The 22,914-nt window shown below is 69.2% G+C and carries 18 protein-coding genes and 1 pseudogene; 8 read left to right on the top strand and 11 right to left on the bottom strand.

Going from position 1 to position 22,914, the window contains the following annotated elements; translation table 11 throughout:
* Positions 1-9: 9 nt before the first annotated feature.
* Positions 10-915 (bottom strand): UTP--glucose-1-phosphate uridylyltransferase GalU, encoded by a 906-nt coding sequence (gene galU, locus ACRQ5B_RS10520; RefSeq protein WP_290255842.1) that lies wholly within the window; start codon positions 913-915, stop codon positions 10-12.
* Between the two features lie 332 nt (positions 916-1,247).
* Between galU and ACRQ5B_RS10515 the strand changes: the two genes are divergently transcribed.
* The 4 genes from ACRQ5B_RS10515 to ACRQ5B_RS10500 all read left to right on the top strand — a co-directional run bounded on the left by ACRQ5B_RS10515 (position 1,248) and on the right by ACRQ5B_RS10500 (position 2,885).
* Positions 1,248-1,646 carry a 5-formyltetrahydrofolate cyclo-ligase gene (locus ACRQ5B_RS10515; RefSeq protein ID WP_432393714.1) on the top strand — a complete coding sequence of 133 codons (399 nt, stop codon included), beginning with the start codon at positions 1,248-1,250 and terminating at the stop codon, positions 1,644-1,646.
* A 156-nt stretch (positions 1,647-1,802) separates the two neighbouring features.
* Positions 1,803-2,054 (top strand): FmdB family zinc ribbon protein, encoded by a 252-nt coding sequence (locus ACRQ5B_RS10510; protein ID WP_290255844.1) that lies wholly within the window; start codon positions 1,803-1,805, stop codon positions 2,052-2,054.
* A gap of 211 nt (positions 2,055-2,265) precedes the next feature.
* Positions 2,266-2,658, top strand: coding sequence for a hypothetical protein (locus ACRQ5B_RS10505; protein WP_432393712.1), 393 nt, complete (start codon positions 2,266-2,268; stop codon positions 2,656-2,658).
* A complete protein-coding gene (locus ACRQ5B_RS10500) occupies positions 2,652-2,885 on the top strand; it encodes a hypothetical protein (RefSeq protein ID WP_432393710.1) in 234 nt (77 codons plus the stop codon). The genes ACRQ5B_RS10505 and ACRQ5B_RS10500 overlap by 7 nt, the downstream gene beginning before the upstream one ends.
* 56 nt (positions 2,886-2,941) lie before the next feature.
* Here ACRQ5B_RS10500 and ACRQ5B_RS10495 read toward each other — a convergent pair whose 3' ends face one another.
* From ACRQ5B_RS10495 to ACRQ5B_RS10465, 7 genes are all read right to left on the bottom strand, one after another.
* Positions 2,942-7,147 carry a DUF4011 domain-containing protein gene (locus ACRQ5B_RS10495; protein ID WP_432393708.1) on the bottom strand — a complete coding sequence of 1,402 codons (4,206 nt, stop codon included), beginning with the start codon at positions 7,145-7,147 and terminating at the stop codon, positions 2,942-2,944.
* Between the two features lie 208 nt (positions 7,148-7,355).
* A complete protein-coding gene (gene guaA / locus ACRQ5B_RS10490; protein WP_432393706.1) occupies positions 7,356-8,945 on the bottom strand; it encodes a glutamine-hydrolyzing GMP synthase in 1,590 nt (529 codons plus the stop codon).
* Between the two features lie 71 nt (positions 8,946-9,016).
* The gene (locus ACRQ5B_RS10485) at positions 9,017-9,529 is read right to left on the bottom strand and encodes a DUF3817 domain-containing protein (protein ID WP_290255848.1); all 513 of its coding nucleotides are present in this window, start codon (positions 9,527-9,529) and stop codon (positions 9,017-9,019) included.
* On the bottom strand, positions 9,526-10,386 hold the full coding sequence (locus ACRQ5B_RS10480; protein WP_432393704.1) for an SURF1 family protein: 861 nt from the start codon (positions 10,384-10,386) through the stop codon (positions 9,526-9,528). Before ACRQ5B_RS10480 ends, ACRQ5B_RS10485 begins: the two co-directional genes overlap by 4 nt.
* A 123-nt stretch (positions 10,387-10,509) precedes the next feature.
* Complete coding sequence (locus tag ACRQ5B_RS10475; RefSeq protein WP_290255850.1) at positions 10,510-10,998, bottom strand: PTS sugar transporter subunit IIA; 489 nt, start codon at positions 10,996-10,998, stop codon at positions 10,510-10,512.
* 60 nt (positions 10,999-11,058) lie between these two features.
* A complete protein-coding gene (locus tag ACRQ5B_RS10470) occupies positions 11,059-12,810 on the bottom strand; it encodes a glycerol-3-phosphate dehydrogenase/oxidase (RefSeq protein ID WP_290255851.1) in 1,752 nt (583 codons plus the stop codon).
* 104 nt (positions 12,811-12,914) lie between these two features.
* Entirely contained in the window at positions 12,915-14,051 is a 1,137-nt protein-coding gene (locus tag ACRQ5B_RS10465) for a GuaB3 family IMP dehydrogenase-related protein (RefSeq protein WP_432393701.1), read from the bottom strand.
* 140 nt (positions 14,052-14,191) lie between these two features.
* Between ACRQ5B_RS10465 and ACRQ5B_RS10460 the strand changes: the two genes are divergently transcribed.
* The 4 genes from ACRQ5B_RS10460 to ACRQ5B_RS10445 all read left to right on the top strand — a co-directional run bounded on the left by ACRQ5B_RS10460 (position 14,192) and on the right by ACRQ5B_RS10445 (position 17,077).
* Positions 14,192-15,109: a WXG100 family type VII secretion target gene (locus tag ACRQ5B_RS10460; protein WP_432393699.1), complete on the top strand. Its 918-nt coding sequence runs from the start codon at positions 14,192-14,194 to the stop codon at positions 15,107-15,109.
* 66 nt (positions 15,110-15,175) lie between these two features.
* Entirely contained in the window at positions 15,176-15,805 is a 630-nt protein-coding gene (locus ACRQ5B_RS10455; protein ID WP_432393698.1) for a hypothetical protein, read from the top strand.
* Positions 15,802-16,449, top strand: a complete 648-nt coding sequence (locus ACRQ5B_RS10450; protein ID WP_432393696.1) for a hypothetical protein — start codon at positions 15,802-15,804, stop codon at positions 16,447-16,449. Before ACRQ5B_RS10455 ends, ACRQ5B_RS10450 begins: the two co-directional genes overlap by 4 nt.
* Positions 16,450-16,468: 19 nt before the next feature.
* Positions 16,469-17,077, top strand: coding sequence for a hypothetical protein (locus ACRQ5B_RS10445; protein WP_432393694.1), 609 nt, complete (start codon positions 16,469-16,471; stop codon positions 17,075-17,077).
* Positions 17,078-17,104: 27 nt separating this feature from the next.
* On the opposite strand, the pseudogene ACRQ5B_RS10440 reads toward ACRQ5B_RS10445, so the two are convergent.
* The 3 genes and pseudogenes from ACRQ5B_RS10440 to ACRQ5B_RS10430 all read right to left on the bottom strand — a co-directional run bounded on the left by ACRQ5B_RS10440 (position 17,105) and on the right by ACRQ5B_RS10430 (position 22,856).
* Positions 17,105-18,939: pseudogene (locus tag ACRQ5B_RS10440) on the bottom strand (ABC transporter ATP-binding protein).
* 105 nt (positions 18,940-19,044) lie between these two features.
* On the bottom strand, positions 19,045-20,556 hold the full coding sequence (gene guaB, locus ACRQ5B_RS10435; RefSeq protein ID WP_290255858.1) for an IMP dehydrogenase: 1,512 nt from the start codon (positions 20,554-20,556) through the stop codon (positions 19,045-19,047).
* A 191-nt stretch (positions 20,557-20,747) separates the two neighbouring features.
* Positions 20,748-22,856, bottom strand: coding sequence for an acyltransferase family protein (locus ACRQ5B_RS10430; protein ID WP_432398738.1), 2,109 nt, complete (start codon positions 22,854-22,856; stop codon positions 20,748-20,750).
* Positions 22,857-22,914 lie beyond the last annotated feature (58 nt).

Raw genomic sequence — 22,914 nt, 5'->3', positions numbered from 1 at the left:
CCCACGGGACTAGTGCGTCAGGCCGGCGGTGAAGCCCGGCAGCCACTCCCGCAGGCCCGGGCCCAGGTCTTCGCTGTCGCAGGCCAGCTGCACGCAGGCCTTCAGGTAGCTCAGCTTGTCGCCGGTGTCGTAGCGGCGGCCGCGGAAGACGACGCCGTACACGCCGTAGCCCTCACCCTCGCCGGCGGCGAGTTCCTGCAGGGCGTCGGTGAGCTGGATTTCGCCGCCGCGGCCGGGTTCGGTGCGCTCCAGCACGTCGAAGACGGCCGGGTGCAGGACGTAACGGCCGATGATCGCCAGGTTGGAGGGCGCGTCTTCGACGTCGGGCTTCTCCACGAGGTGGTTGATGCGCACGTAGTCTTCGCCGTCGACGGCCTCGACGTCGGCGCAGCCGTAGGCGCTGATCTGGGACGGATCAACTTCGATCAGGGCCACGACCGAGCCGCCGGTCTTGGCCTGCACCTCGATCATGGTGCTCAGCAGTTCGTCGCGGGCGTCGATCAGGTCATCACCGAGCAGGACGGCGAACGGCTCGTAGCCGACGTGCTGCTTGGCACGCAGCACAGCGTGGCCGAGGCCCATCGGGTCACCCTGGCGGACGTAGTGGATGTCGCCGAGGTTGCTGGCGGCCTGGATGGACTCGAGCTTGGCGGTGTCGCCCTTCGCTTCGAGGGTCGCCTCCAGGGTGGGGACCCGGTCGAAGTGGTCTTCAAGGGCCCGCTTGCTGCGCCCCGTGATCATCAGGACGTCGTTGAGGCCCACCTTGACGGCTTCCTCGACCACGTACTGGATGGCCGGCTTATCGACGACGGGCAGCATCTCCTTCGGCATCGCCTTGGTGGCGGGAAGGAAGCGGGTGCCGAGGCCCGCAGCGGGGATGACGGCCTTGCGGACGGAGGCGTTAGGTGTCTTCACCCGACTAATCTAACCGAGGGGGCAAACATCAGGTAATTGCCAGTACAGTGCGGCCGTGGCGTTTTTGCCCGGCCGGCGAGGCGAAGGAGCCACCGCATGGACACGCACGACAAGGACACCAAGGAAGCGATCCGCAGCCGGCATCGGCAGCGTCGGGCGGCAATGACTCCGTTGGCGCGTTCGGCGGCCGGTGCAGGCCTGGCGGTGCATGGCGCCGCGTGGGCGGCTTCGCTGACCGACGGCGGAACGGGCACCTTCGCGGCCTACCTGGGGGTCGGTTCGGAGCCGCCGACTCTCCCCTGCTGGAGGCCCTGCACGACGCCGGGCACAGGGTGTTGCTTCCCGTCTGCGAGCCGGACCTGGAACTGAGCTGGGTGGTGTGGACGCCGCAGAGCGAATACGCGCGGAGCCGGTACGCGCCGCTTCAGGAACCGGTCGGTGAACGGCTCGGCACCGATGCCGTGGCGGGGGCCGCCGGAATCTTCGTTCCCGCCACCGCGGTGGACCTCGACGGAAACCGGATCGGCCAGGGCGGCGGCTACTACGACAAGTTCCTCGCCGCCCTCTCGGCCCTCCCCGGGGACAATGGCAGCCACCCGGTGCCGACTGCCGGCGTCGTCTACGCAGATGAAGTGCTGCCCGCGGGCACCATCCCCGTCGAAGTCTTCGACAGGAAGGTCGGCGCCGCGCTCACGCCCGCGGGCCTTGTTCCGACCAGCGCCGGCCGCTGACGCCGCGTATTCTTCCGCCTGTTCGCGCGGTGATAGAATTAGCACTCAGGCCCTGTGACTGCTAATCTCCTGGCTCCCCGAGCCAGCCGCCCCTCGTGGAGCGGACGGGAGGGATGCACTACGGGACCTGCTCGTTTGTCCTAGAGGAGGAACCCAGTGCCCACGTACGCCTACGCTTGCAAGGACTGCAACCACGCCTTCGAGACCGTGCAGTCGTTCTCCGATGAATCGCTGACGACCTGCCCGGAGTGCCAGGGAACGTTGCGCAAGAAGTTCAACAGCGTCGGAGTCGTCTTCAAGGGCTCCGGCTTCTACCGGACCGATTCCCGCGATTCCAAGGGCAGCTCGGTGGCGCCCGCCGCACCGGCTGCCACCCCGGCCGCGGCTCCGACCGCCGCCGCCAACTAGGGCACCTGCAGCTTCCCGCTGCAGCTTGTCCACATAGCCCGACCCGGGGCTAAGCCCGCCGCGTTCAGGCTCCTAGCGTGGAGCCATGGCACCAGCAAGGCTTCCCTTCTCCCGGCCCGGGTCTGCCGGGGGCCCGCCCGTTGCGGGCCGGCCCGCGGGAGGACGCTCCCTTCCCTCCCGCAGGTCCGCACCGCGTCGCCTCCGTCGATGGGTGGGGCGCAACCGCAGGCTGATCGCCGCCCTTCTGCTGTGCCTGGCCGCCGGGCTCGCAGTCCAGCAGCTTACTCCCGCTCCCCCGCCGACGGTCACGGCCTGGGCCGCGGCCGGGGACCTTCCGGCGGGGCGGCTCCTCGCCGCGGGGGATCTCATGGCCGTCCAGGTTCCGCCAGGGGTCTTACCTGACGCGGCCGTTGACCCGTCGACAGCCGAGGGGCAGCAACTGGGCGTCGCGTTGAGCCGGGGGCAGTTGCTGAGTTCATCGTTCTTTGTCGGACCCGGCCTGTTGACCGGCACCCCACCCGGTTCCGCCGCCGTGCCGTTGCGCATGGCTGATCCCGCCTCGATCCAGCTGGTCTCCCCGGTCAACTGGTCAACATCGTGCTGACCGGCGGCAACGGGTTTGAGCAGGCGGCGACGTCGCAGATTCTCGCCGCGCGCGTCCCGGTGCTCTGGACCTCCGCCCGGGGCGGCAAATCCGGGCAATGGCTCGGCGCCGGCGATACGGACGGGCTGATGGTGGTCGCGGCCGACCCGGAGCAGTCCAGAAAGCTTGCCGGCGCATCGACGCAGGGAAAGTTGTTTTTCGTCTTGGTTGGCCCCGGCGGGCCGTAGTCACGCTGCGGGCGTGCTGTGGCCCACCGTGCTGCGCAGGCCCCGGCCCCCTGGCGTCAGCCCCAGTGCGGTGGCTTCTGTTCCTGCAGCCAGGCGTCGTGGTCATACCCGCCGGGCTCGTCGCCCCAGCGTCGGGGATCATCCTCCGCGGCCTTGGTGGGAAGAATCCCCGCCGGGGACGCGCTGTGTGCAGCGGCGCCTTCGGCCCGGGACGGCTGACCGGAAGCACGGGCTGCAGTCCGGTCCGCGTCCTGATCCGGGGAGCCGGCACTCCGGCCGACTCCGGCCCGGGCTTCGCTGTCGGTATCCATGCTGGCCGCCGTGGCGGGTTCCTTGTATGCCTCGCTCGGCTGGTTCGGGTTGTCGTTTGCGGCGCTGTGCTGACTGGTCACGTCCGCCTCCTTAGTACTGCTCGTAAATTCCTGCTGGTGCGCCGCCGCGGCCCAGGCTGTGGGCGCCTGGCCGGAGGCTGCATACGCGTCCCGGGAGCTCTCGAGCCCGAAACTTTCCATGTCGTCCGAGAAGCCCGGCGCGGTCCCGATCCGGGAGGACACCACCGGCTTCTCCAATCCAAGGTACCCGCCAATCCGGTCCGCGCACACGGAGGGATCGGTGAAGACCTCGATGGTCCACAGCGGCATGTAACGCCAGCCCAGGCGTTCCAGCAGCTGCGGCCGGAGCCGGCTTCGTTCGCGGACGGTCATCCGCCGGTAACGCTCGGTTCCGTCGGACTCGATGGCCACCGGACGCGGGATGTCGGCGTCGTCCTGTCCAATCGTGTGCAGTGGATCCGCGGCTGCCACCATGTCCAGGGCCCCGTCGTACTGGTGCCAGACGCGGGCGCCGCGGGCGCGGAGCCTGTCGCCGAGGTCCGTGACCAACGGGTCGGCACCGAGGGCCTGCTCGCTGGCGGCAGCCCGGGAGGCGGGGCTGCCCAGGTCCGAGTTGCCGGCAATCTCCCGGTCGATCAGCTCGTAGAAGTCGACGGCCCCGTGGCTCAGCCGGGAGCTGTCCAGATCCTCGGGCCGGAAGCAGGTCAGCACGTGGAGGGAGCGCCGGGCACGGGTCATCGCCAGGGCGAACTTGGCGCGGCCGCCGTCGACGGACAGGGGACCCAGGCTGTGCAGCGCACGGCCGTGCGGCGTGCGGCCGTACCCGGGCGAGAAGATCACGCGGTCGCGGACCAGGCCCTGCGCACGTTCGAGGTCGACGACGCGGAACGATTCGGTGCCCGCGGTGAAGAAGCCCGCCAGGAGCGGGTAGTTCGGCAGCTGCAGACGGATGGCCTCGCCGATCCGGGCGGCGTGCCGCAGGCTGCCGGTGACGACGGCGAGGGAGGTCCTCGGACGCAGCCTCGCGTGATCGAAGACGAGTTCCACGACACGGTTCACCTCGGCCAGGACAGACTCGACGCCGTCCTGGTCGGCGCTCGGCAGACCCGTTCCGTCCGGCAGGTACTCGACCGTGAGGGCGCGGTCCAGGCCGGTCGCGGACTGCCCCTCCGGCAGCCGCCGGAGTTCGCCGTCGTAAAAGTTCTTGCTCAGCTGCCGGACCAGATCCTCGTCCACGGCACGGTAGACGGTCCGGAGCCTGCGCACCGGCAACACCGCCGCCAGGCACTGGTAGGCGCTGTCGACGCGGTGGTGGGAGCTCTCTCCCGCCGCCAGCCGCTCGACACCCACGGTAAAGGTCCGCGGGCTGGCGATCCTGTCGTCGCCAAAGGCAATGACCTGGCGGGACCGCGCAACCGCGGGGAGCACAGCCTGCAGGGAGGTCGCCTCGGCATCGAGGATCACCACCGCGTCGAAGTGCTGTTCGGCGGGCAGCAGGCTGGTCATCAGGTACGGACTGATGGACCAGACGGGCACGAGCATGGGGATGAGTTCGGCCGACTGGGCGGTGAGCGCCGCCGGCGTGACCCGGCCGTCCTTAAGCAGGCTCCGAAGGAGTTCGGCTTGCCGCGGGTGCTCGGCCAGCGCCGCCCGCCAACGCTCTGCGAGCTTCCATCGCAGCCGGGCCGCGCCGCTGGCGATGTGGGCGTTGTCCGCGAGACGGTATTCCGCCTCCAGCTGCCGGAGGGCGTCGCCGTCGGACATGGCGAGGTAGTCGTCCCCGCTGATCATCGCCTCCAGCGCGGACTGCCACCAGGCGAGCTCGAGTTCGGCGGCGACGGAGTCCGCGGAGACCTCACGCTCGGCGAGGTCCGCCAGCAGCTCACCCAGGCCGTGCTCGCGCATGTTCTCAATCAGCAGCGTGCGTTCGGGCAGGGTTTCGAGGGTCCCGGTGTCCGCCACGAGACGGGTCAGCCGGTCCAGCAGCTCCGGGTACGGCGTGTTCTGCACGTCGCCGCCATCGCGGGTGTACCTGACGGCCTCGCCGAGGTCCTTGAGCTCGGCGTCCAGCTCCCGATACAGCGCCGACAGTTCGCCCAAACCGGACGGCACCGCGGGGTGCCGCTGCGTGGTGGCGTACCCCGACCACGCCGCCCGCTGCTCCTGCACCAGGACCAGCGAACTGTGCAGGTCGGCAATGTGGACGCCCGGCCGGACGTACTCCTTCGCGACCCGCCGCAACCGCGACCGCTGCATCGAGGGCATATCAATGCTGCGCTCCCGCCGCCACGAGGAGGATGCGGTGGCCGAGATGAGGTCGTGGACCGGACGGTCGAAGATGTCCGGCGTGAATTTGTCCAGGCTTCCCCGCACGGCGACCAGCAGGTCGATCTGGTCGCCCCACTCGGCAAAGGTGTCCCCCAGCCGGATTTCGGCGTGCTCGGCGACCTCGTTCATGCGGTCGCGGAGCCGCGGCAGCTTCTCCGCGACAGAACGCGCCACCTGCTGCGCTTCCTGGGTTTCCTTGCGGGTCAGCAGACGGGCGCCGTGCCACGGGCTCAGGGTCGATGCCCGGCTGAAGCTGCCCAGTTCCGCGGCGCGCCGCAGCCGCTCGGCCAGTTCCGCGCGGTCGCGGATATTGTCCAGGACGCTTCGCTTGAGCCTGACGGTGGTCGCCGGGGCGGGATGGATCGCGGTCAGGGCCGCGAGCGACTGCATCGCCTCGTAGGGCGAGCAGCCCCAGCGCTCCCGTACGTTGTGCAGGGAGGCCACGTGGTCCATCAGGGCGTGCCGGTGCTCGGTCAGGGTGGCGTGCAGGTTCTTCAACTGCGGCTCGAGGGACTTCTCGTTGCGCACGATCGCGCGCACCAGCTGGCCTTTGAGCTGGAGCGGGGTGGTGCCCCCGGCCAGCTGCACCAGCATCGAGTCCAGGCCCAGGGCTTCGAGCTGCGCGGAGACCTCGCCCAGGCTGGCGCGGCGGTCCCCCACTACCAGCACGCTTTTGCCCTCGTCGACGAGGGCGCCGATGGTGTTGATCGCGGTCTGGGTCTGCCCGGTTCCCGGAGGGGCGCTGACCACCAGGGAGTCGCCGGCGCGGACCGCGTCCACCACGTACTGCTGGTCGGCGTCCGCGTCGAGGAGCAGCAGCTCATCGGCGGGGTCGCGCTCATCCGTGCTGGCGAAGCGGCCGTCCTTGAGCTCGGGGACCTCCACGGAGTCGCCGGCCGCGACGCGCCCAAGGGCGGCCACGAGCTTGTTCTCCGGGTTGATCCACGGGTCGTCGAGGTTGCCGGAGAGATCGGCGAAGGTGGAGACGAGGAGGTTGTGCTCCACCTCGGCGCCGTGGATCGGCTGGATCAGGGTCGCGAGCCGGTCCAGGACGGGGAGCGGGTCGAAGCGTGCGGTGCTGTAGGCCATCCGCGTCACGGCGTTGACGTCGAAAACGATGCCGTGGATGCTCTTCAGGTGACGGACCAAGGCCGGATTGATCCGGGCCTGCTCGGTCAGTTGCAGTTCGTAGTCGTCTTCGCCGGGACGGACCGTGAGGGACACGGCGGTGAGCATGACCGGAGCGGAGACACGCTGCGGTTTCCCGCCGACGGCCGAGGTCCATACGACGGTGCCGGCCGAGAGGTACCCCGCGTCGATGCCCCGGTCGTTGGCCAGCTCAAAGATCTTCGAGCGCAGGTTCCGCGAGGCCCGCGCCGCCACGACGTACTGCTGGCGGTCACGGATGAGGGTGGACAGCCGCGTGCGCCGCCCGGCCATCAACTGCGCCAGGCCCGACGGGTGGGCGTGCGTCAGGTCGATGGAACCCTCGGGAGTCTTGGTGAAGCGCAGCATCGTGTCGGGGCCCGTGACGGGCTTCAGTCCCGACAGCCATTTCCTGAACTCCTCGGAGCCTTCGGGGTGGCCTTGACCAACTGACACTTCTGCCTTCTTTTCTGTGCTCACGGTTTCTGTGTTCGCGCGGAACGCCCTGGACCATACCGGCATGCCTTCGAGCGTAGCCCGGATCGGTCCGCCGGGAGGGGCCGCAACACTGGCGGGGGCCAAAATAGTGCGGTCGATTCCTCTCCGCCGGCCGGAGGATTAAACGCCAAGGGCCGGCCTCCGGGGAGGCCGGCCCTTCACAAGGCTATTCCCACTCGATGGTTCCCGGCGGCTTGCTGGTCACATCCAGCACCACCCGGTTCACGCCGTCGACCTCGTTGGTGATCCGGTTCGAAATCCGGGCCAGCAGGTCGTACGGGAGTCGTGACCAGTCGGCGGTCATGGCGTCCTCGGAGGAGACCGGACGCAGGACGATCGGGTGGCCGTAGGTGCGGCCGTCGCCCTGCACGCCGACGCTGCGGACATCGGCCAGCAGTACCACGGGCATCTGCCAGACCTCATTGTCGAGGCCGGCGGCGGTCAGCTCGGCGCGGGCGATCGCGTCGGCCTTGCGCAGCAGGTCGAGGCGTTCCTTCGTGACTTCGCCGACGATGCGGATGCCGAGGCCGGGGCCCGGGAAGGGCTGGCGGCCGACGATTTCCTGCGGCAGGCCGAGCTGGGCGCCCACGGCGCGCACCTCGTCCTTGAACAGGGCGCGCAGCGGTTCGACGAGCTCGAACTGCAGGTCCTCGGGCAGGCCGCCGACGTTGTGGTGGCTCTTGATGTTGGCCGCACCCTCGCCGCCGCCGGATTCGACGACGTCCGGGTACAGCGTGCCCTGGACCAGGAACTTGATCTTGTCGCCGTGCGCTGCCGCCTCCGCGATGATCGCCCGCTCGGCCTCTTCGAAGGCACGGATGAACTCGCGGCCGATGATCTTGCGCTTGGTTTCGGGGTCGCTGACGCCGGCCAGGGCGGTCTGGAAGCGTTCCTGTTCGTTGGCGACGTAGAGCTTGACGCCGGTGGCGGCTACGAAGTCGCGCTCCACCTGTTCGGCTTCGCCTTCGCGCAGCAGGCCGTGGTCGACGAAGACACAGGTGAGCTGGTCACCGACGGCCCGCTGGACCAGTGCGGCTGCGACGGCGGAATCCACGCCGCCGGAGAGGCCGCAGATGACCCGGGCGTCGCCGACCTGCTCGCGGATGCGGGCGACCTGCTCTTCGAGGATGTTGCCGGTGGTCCAGTTCGGTTCCAGCTTGGCGCCCTTGAAGAGGAAGTTCTCCAGGACCTGCTGGCCGTAGGCGGAGTGCTTGACCTCGGGGTGCCACTGCACGCCGTAGAGGCACTTCTCCTCGTTGGCGAAGGCGGCGACGTCGGCGCCGGCGGTCGTGGCCAGGACCTCAAAGCCCTCCGGCGCATCGTGCACGGAGTCACCGTGGCTCATCCAGGTGCTCTGGTGCTGCGGCATGCCTTCAAGGATGGAGCGGCCCTCACCCAGGACGGTGGTCTCCGTGGCGCCGTACTCGCGCAGGCCGGTGCGGGCCACCTTGCCGCCCAGGGCGTTTGCCATGGCCTGGAAGCCGTAGCAGATGCCGAAGACCGGGACACCGGCGTCGAACAGGTCCGCGCCGACGCCGGGGGCGCCCTCGGCGTAAACGCTGGACGGGCCACCGGAGAGGATGATCGCGGCAGGGTTCTTGGCCAGCAGCTGCTCGGTGCTGTAGGTATGCGGAACGACTTCCGAATACACATTCGCTTCCCGGACGCGGCGGGCAATCAGCTGCGCGTACTGGGCACCGTAGTCAACAACCAGGACCGGCCTTTGGGACGTCTGGGATGCAGTGGGTGTGGTCACCCCTCTAGCCTACTTTGCGCCCCCGCTCCCCCGCACATTCGCGGTGCGGCGGGTGCGCGAACTCACAGCGCTCAGTAACGCTGGGGTGCCTGCGGGTTGGCGGCCAGTTCGGCTTCGACCTCGGCGTGGAACTTCTTCTCCACGAAGAACGAGAGGAACGGCACGACGCCGCCGAGGGCCAGGATGATCATTTTGCCGAAGGGCCAGCGCATCAGGGACCAGAGGCGGAAGTTGGACATCAGGTAGACCACGTACATCCAGCCGTGCACGATCAGCACCGTGACCGAGACGTTGACGCCGCCGATCACCCCGGCCGGGTCGGCGTCGGCGAACCCGAAGCCGAACGGCTGCCCGGTGACCGCGTTGGTGCCGCCGGCGAAGAGGTACTGGCCGAAAACGTAGCGGGCGATCAGCTCGGCGCACAACAGCAGCAGCATGGAACCGGTGAGGTAGGCCAGCACCTTGTAGAACTTCAGCGCGGAGCGGATCTGGGCCTCGGTTCCGCCGAAGCGGCGCTTCTTGCCGGCGGGACGTCCCGGTCCGGCGGGCTGCTGCGGGTCGATGGCCGGTTTGGGCTCAATCATGATTGCACTCTCGGGTCGGTGGTGGTGTGGGTGGACGTGGTGTCGGTGTCCGGGTCCTGGCGTTCGGCTTCCTCGCGTTCCTGCTCGTCGAGGGCGTCCTCGAGGTCCCGGCGGTAGTCGTCCTTGACCAGCCGCCACCAGATGAACAGGGCGAACCCGGCAAACACCACCCATTCGGCGGCGTAGAAGAGGTTCAGCCAATTGATGCTCTGTTGCGGCGGCTGCGGACCGATGTCCAGGGCCTTCGCCGGCGCGGCAACGGCGACGTCGGCCCCGCCGGAGCGCTCGGCGCTGGCGGCAACGAAGCCGGGGTAGCTGCTGACATTCCAGACGTTGATCAGCTCGGCCGTGGAGACGGCGGTCGCCCGGCCGGGACCCGGGTCCGTGTTGGGGACGGGTGCCTCGGACGGTATCAGCCGCCCGGTCAGGGAGATGGTGCCCGAGGGCGGCGCGGCCGCGTCCGCGGGATCGGCAACCCAGCCTCGGGCAACGGCCAGCCAGGTTTCGGGGCTCCCGCCGGCACCCGTCAGCACGGGGGCTCCCTGGACGGCGAACCCGGTGACAATCCAGTACCCCTTGGCGCCGTCCTTGACCCGTCCGGGGACCAGGACCTGCTTCTGAGGGTCATAGTGACCGGTGGCGGTGACCACTTGGTCTGCCGCGGTACCGGGGAAGAACTCGCCGGGTTTGAGGACGGCGGTTAACGGTTTCGGGTCTTCGGTGGCGGTGGAAACCGGAGCCTCGGACCGCGTGGAGCGGCCGAACTGCCACTGGCTCAGCAGCACGAAGACCCCCGAGATCACCAGCGCAAAGACCAGGCCGGCAATCCAGCGGGGTTTGAGGGCGGTTTTCAACACCCCTTAACCGTACTTCGTCCGCCTGTAGAAGACCGAAACGGGCCTGAGAGTGCCGGCCACGAGAGCAGGGCAGCAGGGTCCCTGCGTGGCGACGAAGTCGACACGAAAGGGCCTGCCCCAATCTTAGTGGTCGAAGAACACCAGGGAAGAGTTGATCAGCTCGGCAATGACTTCCGGGTCATAGGCCCGGCGCAGGGACTCACGGAAGGATTCCTTCGACAGCGAGCGGGCCAGCGTCGCGAGCACCTCGAGGTGGTCGGAGAACGAACTCGCCGGCGTCGCGATCAGCAGCACCACGGTGGCTGGACCGTCGGCGGCGCCGAAGTCGAGCGCCTTGCCGTACTTGGTGATGCCTACGGCGATCGAGGTGCGGGAAACAAACTCGCTGCGGGCGTGCGGCAACCCCACACCACCGGGCAGGCCGGTGGCCATCTGGTGCTCCCGGGCGTTGACGTGGGAGAGGAAGCCCTCCAGGTCCGAAATCCGGCCCGCCTCGAACATCCGTTGCGCCAGCTGGGCGGAGGCGTCGTACTTGTCGGCGGCGTCCAGCTCCAGGATGACCATCTGCGGCGTCGTGAGGTCGGCATCGTACCGGTCCAGTGGTTCCGCCAAGAGCTGTCCCTTCGGTTTGGCTTCGTGCACGCCGGCCGGCTGGGGCCGTTCCCGCCCGGGTCAGCGCAGCGGGACGATGTCCTCCACACCCAGCCGTGCGGCGTCGGCGGATTCGTCGTCCGGCTGCTCCTGGCTGAGCCGTTCGGCGTCCACCCGGGCCAGGTAGTGCTTGATTTCGCTCTCGCGCTGCGCATCGCTCCAGCCGAGAACTTCACCCATGAGTTTAGCGACTACCGGCGCGGCTGACACACCGCGGTCCCAGGCCTCAATCGAGATCCGGGTCCGTCGGGTCAGGACATCCTGCACGTGCCGGGCGCCCTCGAACTTGGCAGCATAGACCGCCTCGGCGCCCAGGTAGTCGTCGGCTCCGGGCAGCGGCTCGGCAAGCTCGGGATTCTCGGCGATGAGGGCCAGGACTTCCGGGGCCATCGACCCGTACCGATTGAGCAGGTGTTCGACCCGTGCCACGTGCACCCCGGTCTCCTCGGCCATCCGGCTTCGCTTGTTCCACGCCGCCTTGAAGCCGCTGGCGCCCAGCAGCGGGATGGACTCCGTGCAGGACGGCGGGACGCGTTCGTCCATGGTGCGGGTAGCCTCGTCCACGGCGTCCTTGGCCATCACGCGGTAGGTGGTCCACTTGCCACCGGCGACGACGACGAGGCCGGGTACCGGGTGCGCCACGATGTGTTCCCGGGAGAGCTTGGCGGTGGAGTCACTCTCCCCCGCCAGCAGGGGCCGCAGGCCGGCGTAGACGCCCTCGACGTCCTCCCGGGTCAGCGGGCGCTTCAGCACCTTGTTGACGTGCTCGAGGATGTAGTCGATGTCCTTGCTGGAGGCCGCAGGATGCGCCTTGTCCAGGTTCCAGTCGGTGTCGGTGGTGCCGATGATCCAGTGCCGGCCCCAGGGAATGACGAACAGCACCGATTTCTCGGTCCGCAGGATCAACCCGACGGTGGACTGGAACCGGTCGCGGGGCACCACCAGGTGGATGCCCTTGGACGCCCGGACCTTGAGCTGGCCGCGGTCCGTGACCATGGCCTGGGTCTCGTCGGTCCACACCCCGGTGGCGTTGATGACCTGCTTGGCGCGGATGTTGAAGCTGGAGCCGTCCTCGTGGTCGACCACCTTGGCGCCGACCACCCGCTCGCCCTCCCGGAGGAAGTCCACCACGGCCATCTGGTTCACCGCGTGCGCGCCGTAGTAGGCGGCGGTCCGGATCAGGTTCGCGACGTACTTGGCGTCGTCGACCTGGCCGTCGTAGTAGCGGATGGAGCCGACGAAGGCGTCGTTCTTCAGACTGGGGGCGGCACGCAGCGTTCCCCGCCGGCTCAGGTGCTTGTGGAATGGGACGCCGCGGCTGTGCCCGCCGGTGATGGACATGGCGTCGTACAGGGCGATGCCGGAGCCGACGTAGGGACGTTCGACGAAGCGCTTGGTCAGCGGATACAGGAACGGGACCGGCCGGGCCAGGTGCGGGGCCAGGACCGAGAGGATCAGGCCACGCTCGTGCAGCGCCTCCTTGACCAGGGCGAAGTCGAGCATCTCCAAATAGCGCAGGCCACCGTGGATGAGTTTCGAGGACCGGCTGGAGGTGCCTGCGGCCCAGTCGTTGGCCTCCACGATGGCGACGCTCAGCCCGCGGGTGACCGCGTCCAGCGCGGCCCCGGCGCCGACGATGCCGCCGCCGACGATGAGGATGTCGAGTTCCTTGCCGGGCTCCGCGGTTGCCCGCAGCGCGGCCAGGGAAGCTTCGCGCTCGTCGGGTCCGAGCGCGCCTCCGGCCTTGGGAGCACCACCGGGAAAACTGTTCATCTCACGCCTCCATCCGGATCAAACCTCGTAGTGCACCACACTACGTCCAAGTTCGGCGGATGGGCAGGGGCAGGACGGCGGACCGAGTTACCCCCGGCGCCGGCTCAGTTCCCGGCGTAGGGCGAGACGACGACGTCGACGCGCTGGAATTCCTTCAGGTCCGAGTAACCGGTGGTCGCCATCGACCGGCGCAGGGCGCCGACCAGGTTGGAGGTGCCGTCGGTGTGGTGGCCGGGTCCGAAGAGGACCTCCTCGAGCGGGCCGACGGTGCCGACGTTGACCCGGTCGCCGCGCGGCAGTTCCAGGTGGTGGGCCTCCTGGCCCCAGTGCCAGCCGCGGCCGGGGGCTTCCTCGGCGCGGGCGAGGGCACTGCCGAGCATGACGGCGTCGGCGCCCATGGCGATGGCCTTGACGATGTCGCCCGAGGTGCCCATGCCGCCGTCGGCGATCACGTGGACGTAGCGCCCGCCGGATTCGTCCATGTAGTCGCGGCGGGCGGCCGCGACGTCGGAGATGGCGGAGGCCATCGGCGAGTGGATGCCCAGGGCGCGCCGCGTGGTGGTGGTGGCGCCGCCACCGAAGCCGACCAGGACGCCCGCTGCGCCGGTGCGCATCAGGTGCAGGGCCGGGGTGTAGCCGGCGGCCCCGCCGACAATCACGGGCACGTCGAGCTCGTAGATGAACTGCTTGAGATTCAGCGGCTCGTGGTCCTTGGAGACGTGCTCGGCGGAGACCGTGGTGCCGCGGATGACGAAGATGTCGACACCGGCGGCCAGCACGGTCTTGTAGTGCTCCTGGGTCCGCTGCGGGGTCAGGGAGCCGGCTACGGTGACGCCGGCGGCGCGGATCTCGGCCAGCCGGGAGGTGATGAGTTCGGGCTGGATCGGCGCCTGGTACAGCTCCTGCATGCGGCGGGTGACGGCCGTGGAGTTCTCCTCCGCTTCGAGGGCCGCCAGCTGGTCCAGCACCGGCTGCGGATCCTCGTACCGGGTCCACAGGCCTTCGAGGTCCAGGACGCCGAGGCCGCCGAGACGGCCCAGGTCGATGGCGGTTTCCGGCGACATGGCCGAATCCATGGGTGCGGCGATCACCGGCATGTCGAACTTGTAGGCATCGATCTGCCAGGAAACGGAGACGTCCTTGGGGTCACGCGTGCGGCGGTTGGGGACGATCGCAATGTCATCCAGGGAGTAGGCACGACGCCCACGCTTGCCTCGGCCAATCTCAATCTCGTAAGTCACTGCTCTAGGTTATCCCAGGCCCGGCCCGGGATGCCTGCGGCCAGCCGCCATGGGTAGCGCTGCCCATGGCGGCCCCGCGGGCCTGTCCCCTACGCTGGGGTCACACCAGCCCCACTTCATCCCTTCCTGGAGGACCATCCATGGCCCCTGGCCTTTACGGCGCCGACGTCGAACAGTTGCGGTCCTTGTCAAAGTCCATGGGGCTCTCCGGGTCGCGGCTCTCTGACACGGAACGCCGGATCAACTCCCTGGTGGCGGGAGCCGCCTGGCAGGGCGCCGATGCCGGCCGGTTCCGCAGCGAGTGGAGCGGCACCCTGAAGCCGCTCCTCAGCAGGGCCTCGCAGTCGCTGGCGGAGGCCTCGAAGCTCCTCCTCACCCAAGCCAACGAGCAGGAGGCGGCCAGCGCGCAGGGTGGAACCGCGGGAACCCCCGGTACCGGAGGCACCTCCCGCCCGGGGACTCCTGCCGGCAGGCCCTCCGGCAGTACCGGCGGCACCGGGCAGGAAACCGGCCTCGAGGCGATCGTCGCCGGGGCCGGCGGGGCACCGTGGCTGGCAGGGAACGCTGCCGTCACCACCGCCGGGCTCTACGCGGACAAACTCTTGGACACCATGGCCAAGGGCGGGCTGGTCACGAAGCTGACCAACTGGCCCATGCTCAGCGCCCAGTACGGCCAGGCTGCCGAAGCCGGCTACGTCCGCGGCACCCAACTCCTCAACGGCACCTCCATGCTGGGGCGGCTGTCCGGCGGTCTGGGCATCGTCACCGGCGGTCTGCAACTAGCGCAGGGAATTGCGACGAACAACACCGGGATGGAGATCGACGGCGGCATCTCCACCATCCTCGCCGCGGGCAGCTTCGTTCCGGTGGCGGGGCCCTTCTTTGCCGTCGCCGGGGTTGCCTGGGGCGGGGCGGGCCTGCTCGCCAGCAAATTGGGCTACGGCTCGGCCTCGGAAATGATCGGCGACAGCGCCACGCATGTCGCCGATGCCGTGGCCGACGGCGCCAAAAGGTGTGGGGCTGGCTCACCTGAGCCGCCCACCGCCCCTTCTCCCTAGACTGGGACCAGAGACCGAGACCCGCACCACCACCCAACCCCCAGACCCGTCGCCCGAAAGGCAGTCATGACCGCGCAAGACGACGCACCCCTGCTTATCACCGAGCACGAACTGATCGCCCTGGTCGCCTTGGCGGGAACCGACGCGGCCCTGAAATGCCAGCGCTTATTCCGGCTGGACCACGCCGCCGGAGCGCCGCTGGAACAGGCAGGGGTCAGCACGCTCCTGGAACGGGGGCTGATGACCGTCGAGGCCGATGCCCTGGTGCCGGTCGGGCAGGCCGCCAGCGTGGCGGCCGCGCTGGCCGGTGCCGACACCTGGCTGGAAATCGCACTGGTTACTCCCCAGGCCGACCACGTGTACTTCCTCTTCGGCTCCGCCGAGGGCGCCCTGATCCTCAGCCTGAGCAAATACGGAGTGCACGAACTGCGACCGCTCACCGATGCCGAGGGCATGATCGTTACAGCCGTCGAGATGGTCAATTTCTACCTGGGCGCGGCCCCGGACGGGCGGCCCGCCGCGGCCACCCTCCGGCGCCACCTCCCGGACGGCGCCTCCCACGCCGTGCACGTGAAGGCGGACCCGGACGGGTCCCTCGAGCTCCGTGCCGGCGACGACGGCAGCGAGGCAGTCCCCCTCCGTCCCGAGGACCTGGACTCCAGCCTCCGCAAGGGCCTCGGCCTGCAGCCGGCATGACCGACCCGTCAACGTTCGCCCGGGACCGGTCCGCGCATCCCCTGGACCACTGGGCCTCGCCGGAGCTGGCCCGGGTCAGCCCGCCGAACGCCCCCTCCCGCCTGCGCCAGTTAGCCGACGCGCAGGCGGCCCGAGCCGCGGCATGGAGCGCTGCCATCGCCGCCGGCCCCGTGCTGCTGCTGGCGGGAGCCTTCATCTCGGCCTTGTCCGGAAACCCCGCCTGGGTCCTGGCCCTCGGCGTGGCCGGAGTGCTGTTGGCGGTGCCGGGCATCGTGGCCTGGAAACGGGTCCGCGTAACGCTGCCGCCCGACGGCGCCAGCCTGGTCACCCGCGGCCCGGGGTCGGCGCGCGGCGGCATCATGATGGTCGCCGTGCTGGCCGTAATCCTCGGGGCCATCCTGGGGTTCGTCTCCCCCGGCATCGCTGCCCGGGGCGGCTCAACGCTGGCGGCGGTAGCCGGCGCCTATGTCCTGCTGGTCGCGCTCCTGGTGGCCTGCATCCTGGTCCCCGCCGTGGTCCTGGGCCGCGGCCGGCAATCCTTCCGCCGCAGGATCGGCACGGACCCGCGCCTCCGTGCCGCGGTGGAAGCAGACCTTGCAACCTGGCGTGACCCCCGCGGTTCCGCTGGCTACGGACCCCTCTGACCATGGCCGGGCACTAATCATGGCCGAGCGCTGGATCTTTGACGGACACATCGCCGGGATTGGCGCCGCATCCGGTTTCCGGGCGGTGGTCGGCATCTGGCATTCCTCCCCCTTGGGCGCCTTCGCCGACGTGATGGTCCAGGAGGCCACCGGACGGCGACTGCTGCTTGCCCCCTCCGCGGCGGTGGCTGAGTTTGTCGCCGCCACTTACCAGTTCGACGAGGTACGGATTGTGGGAGTGGACGCCGGGCTCGACGGCGGCCGGCTCACCGTCGCCGCCGGTCCCCTGGCGATCGAGGCAGGCATCGGCACCCGCACGGTGACCGGCGTCGGGCTCCGGGCGGTCCCGCGCCGCCTGGCCGTCCACCCTGCCTGGCTGACCGCAATCAACCCCCTCGCCGCCCTGTTCAGCCCGGGCGCCCGGACGGCCGGCACCGCCGGGAACGGCAGGCGGGAGTTCTACGGCGTTACGGACCTGCACCGGATCACCGACGCCCGGGTCAGCTGGGACGGCGAAGACCAGGGCGCGCTGGTGCCGATCCGGCCGGCGGTGACCTTCGGTTTCAGCAGCGTCCCGGCCCGGCCCGCCGTGGCGACGGTCCGCACCACGATCCTTTCCGAGCACTGAGCTTCCGGTGAGGCAGCCTGCCGACGGTCAGACGGCGTCGTCCATGCCCAGCTGCGATTCGAACATCCGGAAGTAGCGGCCGCGCAGGGCAACGAGGTCCTTGTGGGTACCCTGCTCCACCACGCGGCCGTCCTCGAGCATGTACACCACGTCGGCCTTCTCGATCGTGGCGAGACGGTGGCTGATGGCGATGATGGTGCTGCTCCGGTCCGCGAACAGCCGGGTGAAGATCCGGTGCTCGGCGAGCGCGTCGATCGCCGACGTCGGTTCGTCCATCACCATGAAGGCGGCGTCCCGGTAGAAGTTCCGGGCCATGGCCAGCCGCTGCCACTGGCCGCCGGAGAGGCCGCTGCCCTTGCGCCCGCGGGGTCCTCCATCCAGTTGCTGACGTGGTTGTCCAGGCCGTTGGGGAGTTTGAGGATGAAGTCCAGCGCCTCGGCGTCGGCCGCTGCCCGGCGGATCCGTGCGTCATCCAGCGGGGCGTCGACGTCGCCGAAGCGGATGTTCTCCGCCGCGGTGGCGAACTCGTACTTCAGGAACTCCTGGCTGAGTACTGCCAGGTGGCGGTGCCAGGAGGTGACGTCGACGGCGGCCAGGTCGACGCCGTCGAGCAGCACCTGGCCCGAGTCGGGACGGTAGAGCCCGGCGAGAATCCGGATCAGGGTGGACTTGCCGGCGCCGTTCTCCCCCACGATGGCGACGTGCTGGCCCTGCCGGATGGTCAGCGAGATGCCCTTGATAACTTCCAGGTCGCTGCCGGTATAGGTGAAGCGGATGTCCCGCAGTTCCTCGGTGCGGGGTGCCTGCAGCAGCGGCGGCGCGTGCTCGGCGTGCACGGGCAGCGCCATGAACAGCTCGTAGTCCTTGAGGTTGGCGAGGTCCTCGTCGATGGAGCTCAGCGAGGAGACCAGGTTGTTCGCCGTGGATAGGGCGCGGCTGACGATCTGCTGGACGTAGAGGAACTGGCCGACGGGCTGGGCCCGGGCGATGATCTGCCCCACCACCCAGATCAGCGCCACCACCTCGGCGCCGTACTGGAGCGCGTCGGCCGCGAGCTGGCGGGGGATGTAACGCTTCTGGAAGTCCAGCCGGCGCTTCTCGTCGGCGTCGCGGAGCCGTGACCGGAGCCCCATCAGGTAGCCGACGATCCCGTAGAGCCGCATCTCGGCGATATGCTGCGGCCGCAGCAGGTTGGTTTCGATCATCCGCCGCTGCCGGCGCGAATCCACCTGGGTGTTCCAATGGGCGATCTGCTCCCGGGAGAGCTTGAACTGCAGGTAGACGCTGGGGACAATCGCCACCAAAACGATCACGGCGATCCACCAGCTGACCAGCCAGAGGGCGCCGATCGCCAGCACCACGGAGACCAGCTGCGTGAAAATCGCGGCGATCCTGTCCAGGACCCGGGCGTAGGAGTCGGAGAAGCGCTTGGCCCGGTCGTACAAGTCCACGGTCTCCTTGTCGTCGTAGCGCCAGAACTCCAGGGCCAGGAACCGCTCGTACATCAGGTCGCCCACGATCGCGCCGACCCGGAAGCTCATCAGCTGTTGAATGTAGCGGTCCACGCTGCTGAACGCGCCCCAGAACAGCCCCAGCGCGGCGGTGACGACGACGTAGACGATCGCCTGCTGCCCGGCGGCGGCATTGCCCGCGTAGGCGGCGGCCAGCGCCGTCGTCGTCAGCGCGGCGAAGTAGGTGGTGACCAGCGGCAACAGCGCCGAGATCAGCGAGCCGGCCACCTTCATGATGACGGCGGCGGGCGAGGCGCGGAAACTGACCCGCAGCACCTGCGCCACGGCCCGGGCGTAGGGCCGCAACGCGAGCTTCCGTGCCGGTTCGCGCGCGGGCAGCAGTTCGGACATAGCTTCAGCCTAGGTCACGCGCCCAGCGCCGCGGACACGCGGAAGGGGCCGTTCTGAGTGATCAGAACGACCCCTTCCGTGTGTCCGTCGGGCGACGGGTTCGGGTCAGCGTGCGCCGTAGTTGGGCGCTTCGACGGTCATCTGGATGTCGTGCGGGTGCGATTCCTTCAGCCCGGCCGGGGTGATCCGGACGAACTTGCCACGGGCCTTCAGCTCGGGGACCGTCGGGGCTCCGGTGTAGAACATGGTCTGGCGGAGCCCGCCGACCAGCTGGTACGCCACGGAGGCGAGCGGGCCGCGGTAGGCCACCCGGCCCTCGATGCCTTCGGGGATGAGCTTGTCGTCGCCGGAGACGTCGGCCTGGAAGTACCGGTCCTTGGAGTAGGAGGTGTTCTTGCCGCGGGTCTGCATCGCGCCGAGGGATCCCATGCCGCGGTAGAGCTTGAACTGCTTGCCGTTGACGAAGATCAGGTCACCCGGGGACTCGTCGCAGCCGGCCAGCAGGGAGCCGAGCATGACAGTGTCGGCGCCGGCCACCAGGGCCTTGCCGATGTCACCGGAATACTGCAGGCCGCCGTCGGCGATCAGCGGCACGCCGGCGGGAATCGCGGCCTTGGCGGATTCGTAGATGGCGGTGATCTGCGGGACACCGACGCCGGCCACGACGCGGGTGGTGCAGATGGAACCGGGACCCACGCCGACCTTGATGCCGTCGGCACCGGCGTCGATGAGGGCCTGAGCACCCTCACGGGTGGCGGCCTGGCCGCCGATGATGTCCACGTGCGCGGCGACCGGGTCCGACTTGAGGCGGCGGATCATGTCCAGCACGCCCTGCGAGTGGCCGTTGGCGGTGTCCACGAACAGGGCGTCGACGCCGGCGTCGATCAGGGCCATGGCGCGTTCCCAGCCGTCGCCGAAGAAGCCGATCGCGGCGCCGACGCGGAGGCGGCCCTCGTCGTCCTTGGTGGCCAGCGGGTACTGCTCGGCCTTGGTGAAGTCCTTGGTGGTGATCAGGCCCTTGAGCCTGCCCTGGTCGTCGACCAGCGGGAGCTTCTCGATCTTGTTGGTGGCCAGCTTGTGGGAGGCTTCCTCGCGGCTGATGCCCACGTGGCCGGTGACCAGCGGCATCTTGGTCATGACGTCGCTGACCAGGCGGATCGCGAAGTCGGCCTCGGGAACGAAGCGGGTGTCGCGGTTGGTGACGATGCCGAGCAGGCGCATCCCCTCGTCCACGACGGGCAGGCCGGAGACGCGATAGTGGGAGCAGATCTCGTCGAGCTCGGCCAGGGTGGCCTCGGGGCCAATGGTCAGCGGGTTGGTGATCATGCCGGATTCGCTGCGCTTGACCCGGTCCACCTGGTCCGCCTGGTCGGCGATCGAGAGGTTGCGGTGGACGACGCCGAGGCCGCCCTGGCGGGCCATGGCGATCGCCATGCGGGACTCGGTGACAGTGTCCATCGCGGCCGAGAGCAGCGGGGTCTTCACGGAGATGCGCTTGGAAATCCGGGAGGAGGTGTCGGCGTCGGAGGGGATGACGTTGGTGTGCCCCGGCAGGAGCAGAACGTCGTCGTAGGTCAGGCCGACGAAGCCAAAGGGGTCGTGTTCGGGCTGGGTCATGAGTGCGCCTCTTACCTTGGGTTTCTGGGGTTCACGGGTAGGGGTTGCAGCAGATGACCAGCCCGTCATTACGGGCATGGCCTGTGCAGAAGTGTTGAATAAATACTAGAACCTTGGCGCCGATCCCCATATTCCGGGCGGCGGGTGTGAGCCACTTCATCCGGGGCGCCCGGACGGCACGCAGGCTCCGCTCAACTCCAGCCCGTTGCCGCGAGCAGCCGCTCCTCGAACATCGGCATCATGGTCTGCACGTAGGTCTTGGTCAGGTGGTTGTCGTCCTTGTAGACGTAGACGTTGCCCACCACGGCGGGGCAGGTGCCGTTGGCGCAGATGAAGTCGCTCATGTCCATCAGGTGCAGCCGGGGCACCTTGCCGCGGTAGTCATCCAGCGGCGAGGCGGCGGCCAGGGACTCCTGGAGCGGGACGTTGCATGCGGCGGCGTCGGCGCCCTTCTTCTGGACGCATTCGGGCATGTTCTGGGTGAAGCGGGGGTTGTCCCGGATCCCGACGACGTCGATCCCGGCGTCGGTGAAGGGTTCGATGCCCTCGAGGTACTGCGGAACCTCGGTCTCGTAGGGAGCATCCTTGTGGGTCAGGGAGGCGACGGTGAAGACCGCATCCGGCTTATGCTCCAGGACGTACTCGGCGCTGGCCTTGTTGAAGGCGTTGCAGTCGGCGTCTCGCTGGTCCGACTGGCCGCCGAACCGGCAGTTGCCCTTGAGCAGGGTGACCACCTCCCAGCCGTGGCTCTTGGCGACCGGGCCGAGGGCGGCCATGTACTGCTGGGCGTGGGAGTCGCCGAGCACCACGATCCGCTTGGTCACGTGCTCGGGGCGGGTGTTCTGCAGGCAGCCCTGCAGCAGCGGGTTGCTGGGCACGTTCGCGTCCGTGCAGAGGCCGTCGATGTCCGCCCATTCGTTTTTCATCGCCTGCGGCGCGGGGATGATCTTCGCCTCCGGCGTGGGCTTGCCGGCGTTTTCCGGCGCCAGAACGGCGGCTCCCGGGGTGAGGTCCCGCGGCTGTGCGGCGGCGGCGGCCTCATCCGCGCTGATGCGTCCCTGCCAGAGCGTGATCGGGGCGGCCAGCAGGGCACCGCAGGCGGCGATCACGACGGCGGAGCGCCAGGCCCGGCTCTGCGGCCAGTGCCATTGGCGCAGCGGCTTCTCCACGTAGCGGGTGGTCAGCAGGGCCAGCGCGATGGAGACGGCGACGATCGCCAGGCCCTGCCAGAGGTTCGGGGCGGTGATCCCCAACCCGGCGAGGGCCAGCACCAGCAGCGGCCAGTGCCAGAGGTACAGGGCGTAGGAGTTGTCGCCGAGGGCAACCAGCGGTCGCCAGGTCAGGAGCCGGTCCACGCCGAACCGGCTGCCGCTCTGCCCGGCGACGATGATGGCGGCGGCGGCCAGCGTAGGCCAGAGGGCGATGAAGCCGGGGAAGGACCGGTCGACGGTCAGGAGCAGCCCGCAGGAAAGCATCGCCACGAGGCCGGTCCAGCCCAGCACCACGCGCAGCGCCTTGCCCGGCTTCAGGTGCGGCAGGGCCAGTGCGAGCAGCGAGCCCAGGGCGAACTCCCAGAGCCGGGCCCGGGTGTCGAAGTACGCGTAGGCCTGGTTGCTGGCGGTCTGGTCGATGGAATAGACGAGTGACGCGGCGAAGACTGCGCCGAAGGCCACCGCGAGCAACAGCGGGTAGCTGACGCCTTTCTTCCCCAGCGGCGTCCAGCGGTTCAGTGCCCGGCGGAGCAGCGCCGTTCCGGCGAAGATCAGCGGCCACAGCAGGAAGACCTGGCCCTGGATGGAGAGGGACCAGAAGTGCTGCAGCGGGCTTGCACCCGAGTGGTCCTGGGCGTAATAGTCCACGGCGGTGTCCGCGAGCAGCCAGTTCTGCCGGTACAAGAGGGACGCCCAGGCCTGGCTCAGCACGTCGGGCCAGCGGCTGGCGGGGAGGATCACCCAGGTCCCGGCGAGCACGGCCAGCACCACCACGACGACGGCGGGCAGCAGCCGCTTCAGCAGGTGGAGCCAGTGGTGCACGAGGCGCAACGGCTTCCCGGCCTCGACCTTGCGGGCGAAGCTCAGGGTCATGAGGAAGGCCGAGATGAGCAGGAAGATGTCCACGCCTCCCGAGACCCGGCCCAGCCAGACGTGGTAGGTCACGACCATGACGACGGCCAGGGCGCGCAGTCCCTGAACCTCGGGGCGGTAGCCCGTTTTCCGGCTCGCCGGAGACCCGGCCGGCGTAGGCGGCCGGGTGGGACTGGTTCGCAGCTCTGGCACGCGGGACCCCTCGGGGTGATTCATCGACACAGTGGGCAGGATTCCGAACCATCAATGTTACCGAACCGTAATTTCGTTCGCT

Origin of the sequence: Pseudarthrobacter sp. L19, from assembly GCF_050859435.1 — a bacterium.
Lineage (GTDB): Bacteria > Actinomycetota > Actinomycetes > Actinomycetales > Micrococcaceae > Arthrobacter.
The sequence above is the reverse complement of the archived record's forward strand: the minus strand, read 5'-3'. Positions and strand labels throughout refer to the sequence as shown.